A 16,719-nucleotide genomic window follows, 5' to 3' on the forward strand; every position below is an offset into this window, starting at 1 on the left:
CCGCATGAGCGACTCCCTTGATCTCAGCCTGGACGGTGTAGAACGCCGCTCGCTGGCTGACTTCACCGAAAATGCCTACCTCAACTACTCCATGTACGTGATCATGGACCGTGCCTTGCCGCATATCGGCGACGGCCTGAAACCGGTACAGCGCCGCATCATTTATGCGATGAGCGAGTTGGGGCTGGACGCCGATTCCAAGCACAAGAAATCGGCGCGTACCGTCGGTGACGTGCTCGGCAAGTTCCACCCTCACGGCGACTCGGCCTGCTACGAAGCCATGGTGCTGATGGCCCAACCGTTCAGCTATCGCTACACGCTGGTCGACGGCCAGGGCAACTGGGGTGCGCCGGATGATCCCAAGTCCTTCGCCGCCATGCGTTACACCGAAGCGCGGCTGTCGCGTTATTCCGAAGTGCTGCTCAGCGAGCTGGGCCAGGGCACGGCGGACTGGGGTCCGAACTTCGACGGTACCCTCGACGAACCGCTGGTCTTGCCGGCCCGTCTGCCGAACATTCTGCTCAACGGCACCACCGGTATCGCCGTGGGCATGGCCACCGACGTTCCGCCGCACAACCTGCGGGAAGTCGCCACGGCGTGCGTGCGTTTGCTCGACGAGCCCAAGGCCACGGTCGAACAGCTCTGTGAGCACATCCAGGGCCCGGACTACCCGACCGAAGCGGAAATCATCACCCCGCGCGCCGACCTGCTGAAAATCTATGAAACCGGTCGCGGTTCGGTGCGCATGCGCGCCGTGTATCACATTGAAGACGGCGACATCATCGTCACCGCGCTGCCGCATCAGGTCTCGGGTGCCAAGGTGCTGGAGCAGATCGCCGCGATGATGCAGGCCAAGCCGTCCAAGGCGCCGCAAATTGCCGACCTGCGTGACGAATCCGACCACGAAAACCCGTGCCGGATCGTGATCATTCCGGGGGCGCGGAAAAACTTCGACCACGATGCGCTGATGCAGCATCTGTTCGCCAGCACCGAGCTGGAGTCGAGCTACCGGGTCAACATCAACATCATCGGCCTGGACGGCAAGCCGCAGCTGAAGAACCTGCGGGCGCTGCTGGTCGAATGGCTGGAGTTCCGGGTGCAGACCGTGCGTCGTCGCCTGCAATTCCGCCTCGACAAGGTCGAGCGTCGCCTGCACCTGTTGGACGGTTTGTTGATTGCCTACCTCAACCTGGATGAAGTGATCCACATCATCCGTACCGAGGAGCATCCGAAAGCCGCGCTGATCGAGCGTTTCGCCCTGAGCGAAATCCAGGCCGACTACATCCTCGACACCCGTCTGCGTCAGTTGGCGCGACTGGAAGAGATGAAGCTGCGTGCCGAGCAGGATGAACTGCTCAAGGAACAAGCCAAGCTGCAAGCCCTGCTGAGCAGTGAAGCCAAGTTGAAAAAACTGGTGCGCAGCGAACTGATCAAGGACGCTGAAACCTACGGCGATGACCGTCGGTCGCCTATCGTCGAACGCGCCGAAGCCAAGGCTCTGACCGAGCACGATCTGCTGCCGAACGAGAAAGTGACGGTGGTGCTGTCGGAAAAAGGCTGGATTCGCTCCGCCAAAGGCCACGAAATCGACGCCACCGGGCTTTCCTACAAGGCCGGGGACGGTTTCAAGGCGCTGGCAGCCGGGCGCTCCAACCAGTTTGCCGTGTTTATCGACTCCACCGGCCGCAGTTATTCGGTGGCTGCCCACACCTTGCCGTCGGCCCGTGGCCAGGGCGAGCCGCTGACCGGCCGCCTGACGCCTCCGCCGGGAGCGAGTTTCGAATGCGTGCTGATGCCCGAAGACGATGCGCTGTATGTGATCGCCTCCGACGCCGGCTACGGTTTCGTGGTCAAGGGTGAAGACTTGCAGGCCAAGAACAAGGCGGGCAAGGCCCTGTTGAGCCTGCCGAACAACGCCAAGGTCATGCTGCCGCGCCCAGTGGCCGATCGTGAGCAGAACTGGCTGGCGTCGGTGACGACCGAAGGTCGCCTGCTGATCTTCAAAATCAGCGACCTGCCACAATTAGGAAAGGGCAAAGGCAACAAGATCATCGGGATTCCCGGTGAACGAGTGGCCAGTCGTGAAGAGTATGTGACGGACATCGCCGTATTGCCGGACGGTGCAACGCTGGTGTTGCAGGCCGGGAAACGTACCTTGTCACTGAAAGCGGACGACCTCGAACACTACAAGGGTGAACGTGGCCGTCGTGGCAATAAGTTGCCGCGTGGCTTCCAGAGGGTCGATGCGCTGCTCGTCGAAAACCTCAATTAGGCGACTTAGAAGCGCCGAACTACGAATTAACCCGTAGTTCGGCGCTTTGCGCTGGAGTCGGAACGCATATTCACGGATGATATGGCCTTTCAAACGCTGGCATTGCCGCGCGTTCTTCATATTTATTGAGTATTTTCACTGTGATCAGCCTTTTTGCGATCACCTGGATGGGACGATGACTGCTCTGCGCCTTCCTTTTATTCTTTTGCTCGCTGGTGTTCTTGGCCTGGCGGGTTGCAGCGTTCACCAACCGGTGTCGTTGTATCAGCTGGACGCTGGTAGTCCGGTTCAGCCCGCACAGAACGCGGGCATGGCGGTATTGTTGGGGCCGGTCATCGTGGCTGACTACCTGCAACGCGAAACCCTGTTGCAGCGTCAGCCGGATGGCAGCCTGCAAGCCTCGACCGACGGTCGTTGGGCTGGCAGCCTTTCGTCGGATATCGATCAGTTGCTGCTGCGTCAGGTCGCAGGTCGCCTGGACAGCCAGCGCGTAGTGCTGGCCCCGGCAACAGTGGGCTTCACCCCGGACGTTCAGGTACTGCTGACCATCACGCGCCTGGATTCGGGTGAAAAACAACCGGCGATCCTCGACGCGCAATGGCGCCTGATCGACCGTCGTGGGCAGGTTCGCGACAACCGCATCATTCATTTGCAGGAGCAGCACGCCGGCAGTACGGCGGCTCAGGTCCAGGCGCAGGGCGTATTGCTGCAACGCCTGGCCGAGCAACTGTCGGTGGCGCTCAAGCCGCTGGCCAATCAGCCGCCGATCGCCGACGTCCCGCGTAAGCCGGCAGCCAAGGCGGCAGCACCTGCGGTAGAACAGGAAAAGCAGCCGAAGATCCCGATGGCCGCGCCTATTCGTACGGATATGGAAGTGTTCCGCTTCTAAGCCCGAACTGAAGCTGTTCCCCATATAAAGCCCGCCCTGTGCGGGCTTTATTGTTTCTGCAGATCAGAGATTCCTGTCGCCTGTCCTGACGCCTTCGCGGGCAAGCCCGCTCCCACAGTGTCCGCGCCGTACACAAATTATGTGAACTCCCCTGAACCTGTGGGAGCGGGCTTGCCCGCGAAGAGGCCAGGGCAGGCCACAAAAAAGCCCGCAGACGATCACTCATCTGCGGGCTTCCAGGTTTAAAGGCTAAAAGATCGCAGCCTTCGGCAGCTCCTACGCCCGACGCTCGTGCATCCGCGCCAATTGCCGTTCCAGCATCGATGGATACGGCTCCATCAACCGCTCCACGCAGCACGCACCTTCAGGGCTGGCAATCGGGCGGATCCGTGCGCGCTGGCGGATCAGGGCGTCATCACTGATCTTGCGCTCCACCAGCAGCAGGTTGCGGCTGTGTTGTGACAGGGCCAGGGCGTCCTGGGCGGGGTCGGTCAGCAGCAGGTCGATCTGGCTCAGGCCGAACAGTTCGTCGCCCAGGGTCAGGCCCAGCTGCAATTGCAGGGTGATGCCGCTGTCCGCGACTTCGATCTGCAACTGGTGACCCAGGGCCCGCAGCAGCTCACCACAGCAAATGGCGTTGGTGAGGTAGTCATCGCCGCTGTCTTCAGTGTGGAACAGCATCAGCGTGCTGCCATCGTTCAAGGTCTCCACTTCGCCTTGATACAGCGATGCGGCCTGATCGAGGCAATCGCGATAGCGTTCGAGCAGTTCTTCAAGACGCGCCCGCGGCAGGCGTCGCAGTTGCTCCTGGGAGCCCAGCTGCACTGCCAGCACCGCGCTGTGTTGCGGCACGCTCGGCGTGGCCTTGCGAACCACCGGTTGTGGGGGGCTGTCCAGCGACTCGTCGCGCAGATCGGCGAACGGGTCTTCATCATCGTCGTCTTCGACGGTGCTGACGATCTGCCGTGGCGCTGGCTTGAGCGCCGCTACCGGGCGGCTCTCGTCGAAACTCGGGTCGCGCAGGTTACGGACTTCGAAGGCCGGGTCGGCCTCGTCATCCATGTCGTCGAATTCCGGTTCCGGTTCCGGCACAGGGGCGGGCTCCGGGGCGAAGTTGGCGTGGAGCTGACGCGCCAGGTCGCCGATTTCGTCCTGGCGGTCGGTGGCCGGGGTGTATTCATCGATATTGCGCAGCCACACCCGCAATTGCAGCAGCGGCGTGGAGAGATAGCGCCCCATGCGCAGGCTCAGGGCCAGGGACAGGGCCAGCAGGATGGCGCTCAGAATGCCCATGCTTTGCAGGCTGATGGTCATCGGCTGCTGGAACTGGTCCATGTCCAGGCTGATGCGCAATTGCCCGGCGGTCACGTCCTGGAAAGTGATCTTGCTCTGGTACATGCCCTCGGCTTCGCCCAGCAGGCCATGCTTGGGACGCTGGCCGGATTCGGCAAGGATGCGGTTGTCCGGGCTGTAGATGGCGGCGTGGGCCACCAGCTTGTTCTTGGTCAGGTTATTGAGCAGCACGTTGAGGCTGAGGATGTCGTTGGACACCAACAGCTCGGTGGCCGAGGTGGCCGTCTGCGTGGTCAGGCTTTCGCCCAGCGCATCCGCCTGCTCGTGCATGGCCTGCTTGAACTGCAGGCCCATCACACCGGCATAGATGACCAGGGCCAGGGCGACCAGGATCACGTTATGGCTGGCGATGCGCAATGCAATCGGTACACGGCGGTGGCGCAGTGCCCGGAAGATCAGCAGGAAGAAGTTGTCGGTTTTTACTGGCGTGGGCCGGTTCACTTGAGCTCGGCTCTTTTGTCCGTGAAGTTGACGCGCAGTATAGCGACAGGCCCTAGGCCGTCAAAGCGCTCACGGTGCCCGATGGTCACTGAAAGTGGGTAGAATGCGGTTTTTTTCCACCTGCGGGGGTGCGCCTTGCGCGAAATCGTCCTGATAAACATCACGGGAGTCGACCGTCCGGGTCTGACTGCGGCCATTACCGGCGTTCTGGCCCAGGGTGGTGTGAACATTCTCGACATCGGTCAGGCGGTGATCCACGACACCTTGTCGTTCGGCATCCTGGTTGAAATTCCCGACACCGAGCAAGGCAAGTCTGTGCTCAAGGACATCCTGTTCAAGGGATATGAGCTCGATCAACAGGTGCGTTTCACTCCGGTGTCCGAAGTGGATTACCAGCAGTGGGTCGGCAACCAGGGCAAAAAGCGCCACATCGTGACCCTGTTGACCCGCAAGGTGACAGCCGGGCAGTTGCAGGCCGTGAGCTCGATCACCGCTAAATATGGCCTGAACATTGATCACATCGATCGTCTGTCCGGGCGCATGCCGCTGGACACCCCGGCCGACAAGGGCAAGGGCTGCATCGAGTTTTCCGTGCGCGGCGAAGCGGCTGATCCGCAGGCGTTGCGTGCCGAATTCCTCAGCGTCGCCCAGGAACTGAACGTCGACATCGCCTTCCAGGAAGATTCGCTGTTCCGTCGCAACCGTCGCCTGGCGGTGTTTGACATGGACTCAACGCTGATCGAAGCCGAAGTGATCGACGAACTGGCGAAGGCGGCTGGCGTGGGTGACAAGGTCTCGGAAATCACCGAGCGGGCGATGGCCGGTGAACTGGATTTCCGCGCCAGCTTCAAGGAGCGCCTGGCCTTGCTCAAAGGTCTGGACGTCAATGTGCTGGATTCCATCGGCGCCTCGTTGCGCCTGACCGAAGGCGCCGAAACCCTGTTCGCCGAACTCAAGCGCCTGGGCTACAAGACTGCGATTCTGTCGGGCGGCTTCACTTACTTCGCCAAGCAATTGCAGGCCAAGCTGGGTATCGACTACGTATTTGCAAACGAGCTGGAAGTGGTCGACGGCAAAGTCACCGGCGTGGCGGTCGAGCCGATTGTCGATGCGCAGCGCAAGGCAGATTTGCTGAAGGAACTGGCACACAAGGAAGGCTTGCGCCTGGAGCAGACCATTGCGGTCGGTGACGGTGCCAATGACTTGCCGATGCTGGCGATTGCCGGGTTGGGTGTGGCGTTCCGCGCCAAGCCGCTGGTCAAGCAGTCGGCCAAGCAAGCGATCTCGACCCTGGGGCTGGATGGCGTGCTGTATCTGCTGGGTTTCCGCGATCGCGACGGGCAGCTCTGATACACCTGAAATAAATGTGGGAGCGAGCTTGCTCGCGATAGCGGTGTATCAGTCAACGAAGATGTCGACTGACACTATGCAATCGCGAGCAAGCTCGCTCCCACATTAAAAAAGAGTAAGCATCAGGCTTTTGGTGAGCCCATACCCTGACCCATCTGCACCGCCGTACCGGCGGTCATTTCTTCAGCCCACTTAATCTGATCCGGCCCGAACAGCACGACAGCGGTCGAACCCAGCTTGAAGCGACCCAGTTCCGCACCTTTTTCCAGATGGATCGGCGCGCGGGAGGCTTCGTCGTAGCGGAAGGTTTTCAACTCGCGTTTCGGCGGCGTGACCAGACCGGCCCAGACGGTTTCAATCGATGCCACGATCATCGCGCCCACCAGCACCACGGCCATCGGCCCGCGCTCGGTGTCGAAAATGCACGCCACACGCTCGTTGCGGGCGAACAGTTCCGGAACATTTTCAGCGGTGGTCTGGTTGACCGAGAACAGACGACCCGGGATGTAGACCATCTCGCGCAGGGTGCCGGCCAGCGGCATGTGCACGCGGTGATAGTCCTTCGGCGACAGGTAGATGGTCGCGAAGTCGCCACCCATGAACGGCGCAGCGTTTGCCGCATCGCCACCCAACAGTTCCAGCACGCTGAAGCTGTGGCCCTTGGCCTGGAACACGCGGCCGTGCTCGATCGGGCCGAGCTGGCTGATCGCGCCGTCGGCCGGGCTGAGGATCGCGCCCGGGGTTTCGTCCAGTGGACGGGCACCGTCTTTCAGCGCACGGGTGAAGAACGCGTTGAAGTGCTCGTAGGCGGTCAGGTCTTCGACCAGCGCCAGGGACATGTCCACCTGATAACGCTTGGCGAACCAGGCGGTGAAGGCATTCTTGAACCAGCGCACGCGGCATTCGGCGATGCAGCCGGCCAGTCGCGAGAGCAAGTTGTGGGGCAGCAGGTACTGGCCGAGGAGAAACAGACGCTTGTTCATTAACGGTCCTTAAAAATCTTGAATTTCTACCGGGGTATCGGGATGGTTGCCCCATTCGCCCCAGGAGCCGGCGTAGCCTTTGACCCGCGGATAACCGAGAGCCTTGGCCACCAGATAGGTGAAGCCAGAACGATGGTGAGTCTGGCAGTGGGTAATCACTTCTTTGTCTTTGCTGATCCCGAGTTGTTCGAGGATCTGCGGCATGTCGGTGCGGATGCGCAGCTGGCGTGCCCGATCCATGCCCGCGGTCCATTCGAAATTGACCGCGCCGGGAATGTGCCCGCCCTTGGCTGCCAGGACTTTCTCGCCGGAGTACTCCAGCGGCCCGCGCGCATCCCAGATTGCCAGGTCGGCGGCGCCGAGACGGCTCTGCAGGTATTCGCGGGTGGCGGTGGGTTCGTCATGCAAGGTCAGTGGAACCGGGCCGCCCACGGGTGGCGGGATCTGGATCGACATGGGCAAGCCTTCCGCCAGCCAGGCCGTCAGGCCGCCGTCGATATAGTGGTACTTGCTGTGGCCGATGACATCCAGCAGCCAGATGAAGCGCCCGGCCCAACCGCCGCCTTCGTCGTCATACACCACGTAGACCGCGTCGGGGTTGTGTCCCAGCTCACCAAACAGCGTTTCGAGTGCTGCCTGCGGGGGCATCAGCCCCGGGGCGGGGGCCTGGCCGAGCTGCGTGCGTTTCGGATCGACAAAGCGCGCGCCGGGAATGTGCCCTTCGGCGTAGCGGGCGGGACTGGTCAAGTCCACCAGAATCAGTTCGCGGGCGTCGAGGCGAGGGAGCAAGTCGCTCGGCTCGATCACCAGCGGCAAGCCAGAGAAGTCAGACATGTGAGGTCTCCAGAGCACAAAAGGGAGGATTGTAACGCAGCTTATTGGCCACGGTGGCTAAAGCTGTGCAGGGCTTTTTCGATGCACTGTGCGGTTTTGCCGAAGGCCTGTACGGAAATTTCCGAAAACGGCCCGCCGCCTTGATCCGCCACGACGATCATGATCACCCGTCCATTGTTGACCAGCGAACGCAGCAGCAGGTGTTCACCGCTGAACTGCGAACGCAGGCCGTTGGGCAACAGGGCCGAGAATTGCGTGTTGTTGGCGGGTGTCAGGCGCACTTGTGCCTGCTGCGCCAGCAGGCGCTGCAACACGTTGCTCTGGCTGACCACGAAATTCAACCCGGCCGCCTCCTTCGGCAGGCCGGCCGTCTGGTGCACGCGCAGGTTGGCGTGGGTGCGGTCGGCTATCAGGATCATCACCCGGCGCATGCCGCAGGCCACGAGGGCGTCCCGGGCGGCGATGGTCAAGTGCATGGCGTTGGTGAAGCGACTCGGCTCGACCAGCAGTTCGACGCATTGCTTGCGCCACTTCGCCAAGTCTTCGGCGGTGGGTGCCGCCGCCGGCAACAAGCCTGCGTGGACACGGTTCATGCCCCACGGCCAGATTAGCGATTCGGCGGGGTGCCAGAGGTCGGGCATGGCGTGTTGGCGTGCGCTGTTGGCGGCCTGCTGGTGCAGTTGTTGCTGCAGCTCGTCCATCGGCATTTGCAGGTAAAGGCTGGTCAGGTACTGCCAGCGCTCACTGTGCGGGCCGTCCCAGGCATGTTGCGCCGACAGCGCCAGCCCGTTGGCCAGTAGCACCGTATTGGCCGGTTGATTGAGCCAGCGGCGCAGGGTCGGATCGTCATCGAGACGGTTCTGCTGGCGCAGTGGATGCTCGCTGTCTCGGGCGATACGCAGGACTTTCACCAGTTCGCGCTGTTCAGTGAGCAACAGTCGATAGCCCTGCTGCACCCAGATCGGCAAGCGCCAGATCTCCACCAATGCCTGGCCGATGTCCAGCAGGCGCACACCAAACAGTTGTTGTTCGACTTTGCGTGCCGACTCACCTTTATGGATGACCCGCAGTTCCCAGTCTTCGAGCAGTTCTGGATGGGTCAGCGCCAGCGGCCACAGGGGCGAAAGAAACAGCAGGCTGCCCCAGTGGATGTCCTGCCACAGGCGCGCCAGGCGACTGGCAAAAAAGCCGTTGGCCTGTTGCGTGGCGTGCTGGCTGATCATCTGCAACTGACGCAGGGCTTTGGGAATCTCGGACCGGGGTTCGGCGGGCAGGCGCGCGAGCAGTTCTTCAGTGCGCTTCAAGCCGAGACGGTTGATCGCAATCTCAAGGTTTTCCGCAGGCTCGGTCATGCTGCCATGGGTATGCCGGTTGGCTTCGCGAATCACGCTCAAGGCCAGGGCCGGACTGCCTTGCATCAAGTCAGCGATGTCGCGCAGCGAGCTGCGATTGTCGCCGATGGCCTTGCAGACACGGTCGTGGCTGGCTTGCGGAACCGGCAGGCGTACGCCATCGAGAAGCTTGACCCAGCCTTCGAGAGTGGTCGGTTTCGGGGTTGGAACGTTCGTTTCGTTAACCATGGTGGGAGGCGATCATTGTCAACATTACCTGTGCCCGGATGGGGTCAAATCAGTTTTTCGCCTGAACTGGCTATAGTCTGGCGCAGTTTTGCCGATAAGGAGAAGAAGAGATTTTTTAACTTCCGAATATGACCTTGAACCCGACTCAGTAAGTGCTCTCCTAACCTATGGCTAAAATTATCGGCATCATCGTCGTATTCGCGAGCGTGCTCGGCGGATACGTGCTTTCCCATGGCAAGATTGCCGCCCTGATCCAGCCTTTCGAGGTCATGATCATCGGCGGTGCCGCCCTCGGCGCATTTTTGCAGGCCAACCCCGGCTACATGACGATGCACGTGCTCAAGAAGTCCCTGAGCATGTTCGGATCGCGTTTCAACCACGGCTTCTATCTGGAAGTGCTGGGCCTGATCTACGAGATCCTCAACAAGAGCCGCCGCGAAGGCATGATGGCCATCGAAGGCGACATCGAGGATGCTGCCGCGAGCCCGATCTTCGCCAAGTACCCGACCGTTCTCAAGGACGAACGCATGACCGCGTTCATCTGCGATTACCTGCGAATCATGTCCTCCGGCAACATGGCCCCGCACGAGCTGGAAGGCTTGTTCGACATGGAACTGTTCAGCCTCAAGGAAGACCTGGAACACCCATCCCATGCGGTCAACGGCATTGCCGACGCCATGCCCGGTTTCGGTATTGTCGCGGCGGTACTGGGGATCGTGGTGACCATGGCTTCGCTGGGTGAGGGCGATCAGAAGTCCATCGGCCTGCACGTGGGTGCGGCACTGGTGGGTACCTTCTTCGGTATTCTCGCCGCCTACGGCTTCTTCGGCCCGCTGGCCCATTCCCTGGCCCACGATGCCAAGGAAGAACTGAACGTCTACGAAGCCATCAAGGCCTCGCTGGTGGCTTCGGCGTCCGGCATGCCGCCATCGCTGGCCGTGGAGTTCGGGCGCAAGGTCCTGTACCCGGCGCACCGTCCAAGCTTCGCCGAGCTGGAACAAGCGGTTCGCGGTCGCTAAGTCATGGAAAATAATCAGCCGATTATTATCAAGCGCGTTAAGCGCATTGCTGGCGGGCACCACGGGGGCGCATGGAAAATCGCCTTCGCCGACTTCGCCACGGCGATGATGGCGTTCTTCCTGGTGTTGTGGCTGCTGTCCACCGCCACGCCGGAACAGAAGATTGCCATCGCCGGTTACTTCAAGGACCCGATCGGCTTTTCCGAAAGCGGTACGCCCTACATCATCGATCTGGGCGGCACGCCAACCCTGGCGCCGGAAAACACCCTCAACCCCGAGGTGAAGTCCCAGCCACAACCGGACAAGGTCACCATCGATACCGACCAGGTCGAAGGCATGGCCGAGCAGGTCGAAAAAGAACGCCTCGAGCTGTTGCTGCAAGAGCTGCAGAACAAGGTCGAAGAGAACCCGCAACTACAGAAGTTCAAGGACCAGATCCTGTTCGAAATCACCCCGGACGGCCTGCGTATCCAGATCATGGACGCGGAAAACCGCCCGATGTTCGACTCAGGCTCTGCCCGCTTGAAGCCATATTTCGAAGACATCCTGCTGGCCATGGCCGACACCATCAAGGCGGTGCCGAACAAGATCAGCATCAGCGGCCACACCGATGCCAAGCCATACACCGGCACCGGTGATTTCGGTAACTGGGAGCTTTCGGCCAACCGTGCCAACGCCGCTCGGCGGGCGCTGGTGGCGGGCAGCTATCCGGATGCACAGGTGGCGCGTGTGGTCGGCTATGCCTCGTCGGCCCTGTTCGATCGCGAGCATCCGTTCAACCCGGTTAACCGCCGTATCGACATCGTGGTGCTGACGAAGAAAGCCCAGCGTGCGATCGAGGGTTCGCAAGGCGCAGAGCCTGCTACTGATGCGCCGCAAGGTTCGGCTGCTCCGGGAGCCGCACCGGCTGCACCGGTCGACCCGAATGCGTTGCCGGCTGACAAGGAACCGCTGCCGGCTCATGAACTGCGTGAGCGTCTGAATCTGTTCGACGACCCGACGCCGAAACCGGGTGAGCCAGCCAAACCGGCTGAACCGCCCAAGCACTGACCCACAAGAAAGCCGACAGCGATGTCGGCTTTTTTGTGCTTGTAAGAATGAATTCAGATCCGCTGCATTGCGAGAAAACTCAAGGAATGAGGTTTGGTCCGAGAATTGTGTAGGACGGGTCTGAGAGCCGTAAACCGGGTTTTACTTCGCTTGGGGCCTCGGTACAGTTCGCCTGTCGCCGACGAATCGGTGATCGACTTTAGCCGGTCGTTTGAGAGGAATGCACAAGCGCCCGTATAATCGCGGCGCTTTTTGCTGCCTGACATATGTCTATGGTGGCTGTGCGTGGGACGCCTTCGGGTGTGCCGGGTTCCTCTGACCGGTCGGCTAACCCGCGTACAGCTGCCACCCCCATTCGATTAGCCGCGAAAAGGGTGGGAGTTTCATCTTTCAGACGGAATTCAAACCATGTCCCAATTCCACCCGCTCCAAAGCAACTTCAGCGTCGGGAGCACGCTGTACATCGACACTGAAGCTCGAGCTTCCGATCTTCTTGAAACCGCCACCCACCGAATCAAGGCCGCACGCAACCTGCTCAACAGCGTCACCTGCCTGTGCGTAAAAGATGCTGAGGGTCACGATTTGGAACATTTCGCCAATGCTGCGCACATACTGATACAGGAGGGCTGTGACGCGTTGGATGCGCTGGGCTGGAAGCTAGAAAAGACCGCACGCTGAAAATAGGAAAGCCGCAATGTTCGCGGCTTTTTTGTCACACACTTGAGGCTATGCGGTCGGAAATCTGCCCTTCACTATCAGACAGATATTTACTGTCACAAAGCTTTCGAGATCGACGCCCTCTGACTGCCCCGGGATTTGCCATGGACAATCAATCACTACCACTGCTGCAACAGCGTTTCGACGCGCTGGTACATCGTGTGCCTGATGAAAGCATCGGATTCTGGTTCGCTCGCGAGTTGCAAGCCCCCTTGGGTTACGCACGCTGGGATAATTTTTTGACCGCCATCAGGCGTGCCATAGCCTCTTGTGAAGCTACAGGTGTGGAGGTTTCCGATCATTTTCGTGACGTCACGAAAATGATCGAGGTGGGCAAAGGTGGTCAGCGTCCTGTCGAAGATTTCATGCTCACTCGTTATGCCTGTTACTTGATTGCCCAGAATGGAGACCCGCGTAAACAACAGATCGCATTTGCTCAGAGTTATTTCGCGCTCCAAACGCGCAAGCAAGAGTTGATCGAGGACCGAATGCGCTTACAAGCCCGCTTCGATGCTCGAGATCGGTTGCGTGAGTCGGAGAAAGAGCTATCGCAGAACATCTACGAGCGTGGTGTAGATGATGAAGGATTTGCCCGTATACGCTCCCGAGGAGATGCGGCATTGTTCGGCGGCAAGACCACGCAGGCGATGAAGGACACGTATGGCATCGTTAAGAGCCGTCCATTGGCTGATTTTTTACCGACGCTGACTATTGCTGCCAAAAACCTGGCTAATGAGATAACTAATCACAACGTGCTACAGGTGGACTTGCAAGGCGAGCCGGCGATTGCCAAGGAGCATGTCCAGAATAATTTGAGCGTCCGAGATATGTTGGAACAGCGCGGCATCAAACCCGAGGAGCTTCCAGCTGAAGAGGACATAAGAAAGCTTGAACGTCGCGTGAAATCCGAAGAGAAAAATCTTGCGAAACAGGCGACCAAACTTCCTGCAGATGATTCAACCGATGGTTGAGTTTGAGTCTTACCAGACTAACTGAGTTGGCAATAGTGAATCGATTCCCTCGGGTGTGGATTGATTGGTCTGCATGACCCACAAAAAAGCCGACAGCGATGTCGGCTTTTTTGTCGGCGTTTTCTACGTTAAAAGCCGCGGATGATTCGGGACTTGAGATCGGCGTGAAAACGATCCGCATTGGACTTGTTGACGCTGCGCACCGACTCGCTACCCGTCACCGATTCCAGTGACATCGAGCGCTTGAGTGTCGATTCGTTTCGATAGGCATCAATAAAGAACTCGATGTCCCGGTCGCTGATCAGCTTCGGCCATTTATCGAGGTACTGCGGCAGCTCTGTCGGGCCGGTCTTGAACGAGCAGATGCGTCGGTTGGTAATGGTCGCCTCGCCGATTTCGAACGGCACCCACCAGGACAGCGCGGTTTTCTCCGACACCACCGCCAGCAGGTGCGTGCATTCGCTGATGTTGCGGGTGATCACGCCGGTGATGTCATCGGTGGTCTGGGATTCGATATCCAGTACGTCGAGGTAGGTCTTGATATTGGCCTGGATCAGGCGCCCGTTGATTTTGACCGCGTGGGCGCGATCCATGTGGCGGTAGCTGATAAACACTGGCATCAGAAATGTCCCTTGGTCGCGAGTTCGCGGTAATAGGCGCCGAGGGCGGTGAGGCGGCAGCCGGTGGAGTGGATGGCGGCGTAGTACATGTGTTCGGCGTCCACCGGTTCGACCAGGCTGTGGCGGTTGCACTTTTGCAGTTGGGCGAAGACTTCGCCGTGTTCCGGGTTGAACTCGGGTTCGGTGGGCTCAAAGCTGGGGGCGAGGGGGTACACCGACTCCGCTTCGGCAAACCATTCGGGGAGTTTGCGCAGGATTTCCTTGGGGATCAGCGGCGACACTTCGCGCAGGGAAATGAACTGCGAGACGTTGGTCTTGAACACCGGACGCTGTTCCCAGGCGTCGAGGGCATTGTCGACAAACGAATACAGGCTGCCGGGGGTGATCTTGCCCAGGATGTTCGCGGCTCCACCGTGCAGGGCCTGGAGCAACAATCCGGTGAACACGCCGTGCTGCGCGCCCTCCATCGCTGGTTCTTCCTTTTTGCAGGCAGTAAGAATCGTCATGCCTTCTCCGACTACGCTGCCTTCACTGCGCAAGGCGCGCAGTTCGCCGGCCGAGCCGCTCTGGCAACAGTCGAGAATGATCACTTTGTTTTTGATCTTGGTGGCTTTGCTCGCCCAGTTGAGAATGTCACTGAGGCGAATCCCGTCCTTGGCGCTCTTGTAATCCTGCGGGATCAACATGCCTTCGTCGGTGTCGGTATCGAAACTGCCGTGGCCGGCGAAATACAGCAGCGCGACATTGCAGTCCCCGGCAAACAGCTCGCGGATCTGGTCTTCGAGTTTTTCCCGGCTCAGGAAATCCTCGGCGGAGGTCAGCACGATGTTCTTGAAGTTCGGATCGCCGTTGGCGTCGGTCTTCAAAACGGACGCCATGGCCATGGCGTCATTGCTGCAGCCGCTCAGGCGCGACACATGGGTGTAGTCGTTGATGCCGATAAACAGTCCCTTGCGCATGGTTACACCGCCGTGTGCTGGCGAATCGCATCGATGATGCTGTTGGTGTTCCACGCACATTCGGCATGTGCCGCGTCACGTACCACCGTGGAAATGCGCTCGGCACCGAACGGCTTGATCGCAATGATCACCTTGCCCATGCGCTTGGCGATCTCGATTTCCTTGTTGATCCACTTGCTGTAGGTGGAGTACATCCCGGCCATGATCAATACCGCCGAACACGGGCGGATCTTGTTTTCGATGGCCTCCTCAAGTTGTTTGTCGGTTTTCGCGCCGACAATCGGGTTGTCCGGTGGCACCGAAAAGTTCTTGTAGGTGAAACCGGGCTTGGCGTTGAGCAGGCGCACGAGATTGTCGTGGGCGTCGGGGTAGTTCCACGAGTGGCTGATGAACAGGTGGTAGGTTTGCATGGGTGTCCCTCGGTGTCGCTGGAGTGCGAAGAGGGTCTGAAACTAGGCTATTGACTGGCGGCTACAAGGGGATGTGACTTAAAGAGAAATGCCCTACAAGCGCCGGTGCGGGTGTCTTACAGAAAGGTCTGATGTTTAAGCAGGGGAAGATCCAGCCGCCGGCCGCCCGCTGAAGGCAGGCCGGTCGGCATGTCTGTTTAGTAGCCGTTTTCCGGCAGGCTGGCGATGATCGAGCGGTAGCTGTTCATCCGTTGCTGCTGCACGCGGCCGTCTTCAAGGGCCTTGAGCAGGGCGCAGCCGGGTTCGCGATCATGCTTGCAGTCACGGAAGCGGCAGGTGCCGAGCAGGTCGTTGAACTCGATGAAACCGGCTTCGACATCGGCACGGCTAACGTGGCCCAGGCCGAATTCGCGGATACCCGGGGAGTCGATCAACTCACCGCCGCCGGGGAAGTGGAACAACCGCGCGGTGGTAGTGGTGTGAGTGCCCTGGCCGGACAGCTCGGACAGCGGGCCGACACGGGTTTCGACTTCCGGCAGCAGGCTGTTGACCAGCGACGACTTGCCGACACCGGACTGGCCGACGAACACGCTGATACGCCCGTCGAGTTGCTTCTGCAACTGCTCCATACCGTTGCCGTGGTGCGCCGACACTTCCAGCACCGGGTAGCCGAGGGTGCGGTATACGGCGAGCAAGGCATTCAGCGCAGGCGCGTTGTTTTCGTCGATCAGGTCGAACTTGTTCAGCAGCAACAGCGGCTTGATGCCCGCATGCTCGGCCGCCACCAGATAGCGGTCGATCAGGTTGGCGTGAGGCTCGGGCAGCGGTGCAAACACGATGACGATCATGTCGACGTTGGCCGCAACAGGCTTGAGCTGACCACGGCTGTCCGGGCGGCACAGCTCTGTATTGCGCGGCAGTTGCGCCACGATCACGCCGATACCCTGGTTGCCGGCACGCCAGACCACCTGATCGCCGGTCACCAGCGCCGGCAGGTTGGCGCGCAGGTGGCAACGGAACACCTGGCCGGCCAGTTCGCCGTCACGGGCCTCGACTTCGACCTGCACGCCGAAGTGCGCGATCACCAGGCCGTGCTGTTCCGGGCCCAGATCGCCGCCCTCAAGCGCCTCGACAGCCGAGGACTCGCGTTTGGCGGCGCGGGCAGCGCGTTCGCCCTGAATCTTTTCGATGCGCCAGTTTTGACGACGATTGAGTTGGCGTTTGGCCATGGGTGTTCCGTATCAAGAATGCAACGATTAGGTAAAACGGCC

The 16,719-nt window shown here is 60.2% G+C and carries 15 protein-coding genes; 7 read left to right on the forward strand and 8 right to left on the reverse strand.

Translation table 11 applies throughout. The annotated features are described in order from the left end of the window. Window positions 1-4 precede the first annotated feature (4 nt). Together parC and AC3IT9_RS02540 are read left to right on the forward strand one after the other, a co-directional pair. Window positions 5-2,272 carry a DNA topoisomerase IV subunit A gene (parC, locus tag AC3IT9_RS02535; RefSeq protein ID WP_150754803.1) on the forward strand — a complete coding sequence of 756 codons (2,268 nt, stop codon included), beginning with the start codon at window positions 5-7 and terminating at the stop codon, window positions 2,270-2,272. A gap of 175 nt (window positions 2,273-2,447) precedes the next feature. Next, complete coding sequence (locus AC3IT9_RS02540) at window positions 2,448-3,161, forward strand: PqiC family protein (RefSeq protein ID WP_150754804.1); 714 nt, start codon at window positions 2,448-2,450, stop codon at window positions 3,159-3,161. A 276-nt stretch (window positions 3,162-3,437) separates the two neighbouring features. Here the strand turns inward: AC3IT9_RS02540 and AC3IT9_RS02545 are convergent, their stop codons facing one another. Next, entirely contained in the window at window positions 3,438-4,955 is a 1,518-nt protein-coding gene (locus tag AC3IT9_RS02545; protein ID WP_489271927.1) for an AhpA/YtjB family protein, read from the reverse strand. A gap of 135 nt (window positions 4,956-5,090) precedes the next feature. Between AC3IT9_RS02545 and serB the strand changes: the two genes are divergently transcribed. Further along, window positions 5,091-6,305, forward strand: a complete 1,215-nt coding sequence (gene serB / locus AC3IT9_RS02550; protein ID WP_046039796.1) for a phosphoserine phosphatase SerB — start codon at window positions 5,091-5,093, stop codon at window positions 6,303-6,305. Window positions 6,306-6,427: 122 nt separating this feature from the next. Here the strand turns inward: serB and asd are convergent, their stop codons facing one another. From asd to AC3IT9_RS02565, 3 genes are read right to left on the reverse strand one after another with little or no spacing between them, the layout of a single operon-like run. Beyond that, window positions 6,428-7,288, reverse strand: coding sequence for an archaetidylserine decarboxylase (gene asd, locus AC3IT9_RS02555; protein ID WP_150727896.1), 861 nt, complete (start codon window positions 7,286-7,288; stop codon window positions 6,428-6,430). Between the two features lie 9 nt (window positions 7,289-7,297). Then, a complete protein-coding gene (gene rhdA, locus AC3IT9_RS02560) occupies window positions 7,298-8,122 on the reverse strand; it encodes a thiosulfate sulfurtransferase (protein ID WP_489271929.1) in 825 nt (274 codons plus the stop codon). A 41-nt stretch (window positions 8,123-8,163) separates the two neighbouring features. Further along, on the reverse strand, window positions 8,164-9,702 hold the full coding sequence (locus AC3IT9_RS02565) for an HDOD domain-containing protein (protein ID WP_489271931.1): 1,539 nt from the start codon (window positions 9,700-9,702) through the stop codon (window positions 8,164-8,166). Between the two features lie 167 nt (window positions 9,703-9,869). Between AC3IT9_RS02565 and motA the strand changes: the two genes are divergently transcribed. The 4 genes from motA (at window position 9,870) to dinD (ending at window position 13,459) form a co-directional block, all read left to right on the forward strand. Then, window positions 9,870-10,721 (forward strand): flagellar motor stator protein MotA, encoded by an 852-nt coding sequence (motA, locus tag AC3IT9_RS02570; RefSeq protein WP_150754807.1) that lies wholly within the window; start codon window positions 9,870-9,872, stop codon window positions 10,719-10,721. A 3-nt stretch (window positions 10,722-10,724) separates the two neighbouring features. After that, a complete protein-coding gene (gene motB / locus AC3IT9_RS02575; RefSeq protein WP_489271932.1) occupies window positions 10,725-11,771 on the forward strand; it encodes a flagellar motor protein MotB in 1,047 nt (348 codons plus the stop codon). A 408-nt stretch (window positions 11,772-12,179) separates the two neighbouring features. Further along, window positions 12,180-12,449: a hypothetical protein gene (locus AC3IT9_RS02580; RefSeq protein ID WP_150727892.1), complete on the forward strand. Its 270-nt coding sequence runs from the start codon at window positions 12,180-12,182 to the stop codon at window positions 12,447-12,449. A gap of 143 nt (window positions 12,450-12,592) precedes the next feature. Next, the gene (dinD, locus tag AC3IT9_RS02585; protein WP_489271934.1) at window positions 12,593-13,459 is read left to right on the forward strand and encodes a DNA damage-inducible protein D; all 867 of its coding nucleotides are present in this window, start codon (window positions 12,593-12,595) and stop codon (window positions 13,457-13,459) included. A 128-nt stretch (window positions 13,460-13,587) separates the two neighbouring features. Here dinD and AC3IT9_RS02590 read toward each other — a convergent pair whose 3' ends face one another. From AC3IT9_RS02590 to rsgA, 4 genes are all read right to left on the reverse strand, one after another. Further along, window positions 13,588-14,079, reverse strand: coding sequence for a toll/interleukin-1 receptor domain-containing protein (locus AC3IT9_RS02590; RefSeq protein ID WP_489271936.1), 492 nt, complete (start codon window positions 14,077-14,079; stop codon window positions 13,588-13,590). After that, on the reverse strand, window positions 14,079-15,038 hold the full coding sequence (locus AC3IT9_RS02595) for a caspase family protein (protein ID WP_489271938.1): 960 nt from the start codon (window positions 15,036-15,038) through the stop codon (window positions 14,079-14,081). Before AC3IT9_RS02595 ends, AC3IT9_RS02590 begins: the two co-directional genes overlap by 1 nt. A 2-nt stretch (window positions 15,039-15,040) precedes the next feature. Further along, window positions 15,041-15,448, reverse strand: a complete 408-nt coding sequence (locus tag AC3IT9_RS02600) for a TIR domain-containing protein (protein ID WP_007995042.1) — start codon at window positions 15,446-15,448, stop codon at window positions 15,041-15,043. Between the two features lie 197 nt (window positions 15,449-15,645). Next, the gene (gene rsgA, locus AC3IT9_RS02605; RefSeq protein WP_150727887.1) at window positions 15,646-16,677 is read right to left on the reverse strand and encodes a small ribosomal subunit biogenesis GTPase RsgA; all 1,032 of its coding nucleotides are present in this window, start codon (window positions 16,675-16,677) and stop codon (window positions 15,646-15,648) included. Window positions 16,678-16,719: the final 42 nt, after the last annotated feature.

This window comes from Pseudomonas sp. KH_046_1 (assembly GCF_057839025.1).

Coding starts and splice junctions, on each gene's coding strand:
- parC (WP_150754803.1), top strand. CDS start 5: ATGAGCGACTCCCTTGATCTCAGCCTGGACGGTGTAGAACGCCGCTCG.
- motB (WP_489271932.1), top strand. CDS start 10,725: ATGGAAAATAATCAGCCGATTATTATCAAGCGCGTTAAGCGCATTGCT.
- asd (WP_150727896.1), bottom strand. CDS start 7,288: ATGAACAAGCGTCTGTTTCTCCTCGGCCAGTACCTGCTGCCCCACAAC.
- rhdA (WP_489271929.1), bottom strand. CDS start 8,122: ATGTCTGACTTCTCTGGCTTGCCGCTGGTGATCGAGCCGAGCGACTTG.
- AC3IT9_RS02590 (WP_489271936.1), bottom strand. CDS start 14,079: ATGCCAGTGTTTATCAGCTACCGCCACATGGATCGCGCCCACGCGGTC.
- rsgA (WP_150727887.1), bottom strand. CDS start 16,677: ATGGCCAAACGCCAACTCAATCGTCGTCAAAACTGGCGCATCGAAAAG.
- motA (WP_150754807.1), top strand. CDS start 9,870: ATGGCTAAAATTATCGGCATCATCGTCGTATTCGCGAGCGTGCTCGGC.
- AC3IT9_RS02600 (WP_007995042.1), bottom strand. CDS start 15,448: ATGCAAACCTACCACCTGTTCATCAGCCACTCGTGGAACTACCCCGAC.
- AC3IT9_RS02565 (WP_489271931.1), bottom strand. CDS start 9,702: ATGGTTAACGAAACGAACGTTCCAACCCCGAAACCGACCACTCTCGAA.
- AC3IT9_RS02580 (WP_150727892.1), top strand. CDS start 12,180: ATGTCCCAATTCCACCCGCTCCAAAGCAACTTCAGCGTCGGGAGCACG.
- dinD (WP_489271934.1), top strand. CDS start 12,593: ATGGACAATCAATCACTACCACTGCTGCAACAGCGTTTCGACGCGCTG.
- AC3IT9_RS02540 (WP_150754804.1), top strand. CDS start 2,448: ATGACTGCTCTGCGCCTTCCTTTTATTCTTTTGCTCGCTGGTGTTCTT.
- AC3IT9_RS02595 (WP_489271938.1), bottom strand. CDS start 15,038: ATGCGCAAGGGACTGTTTATCGGCATCAACGACTACACCCATGTGTCG.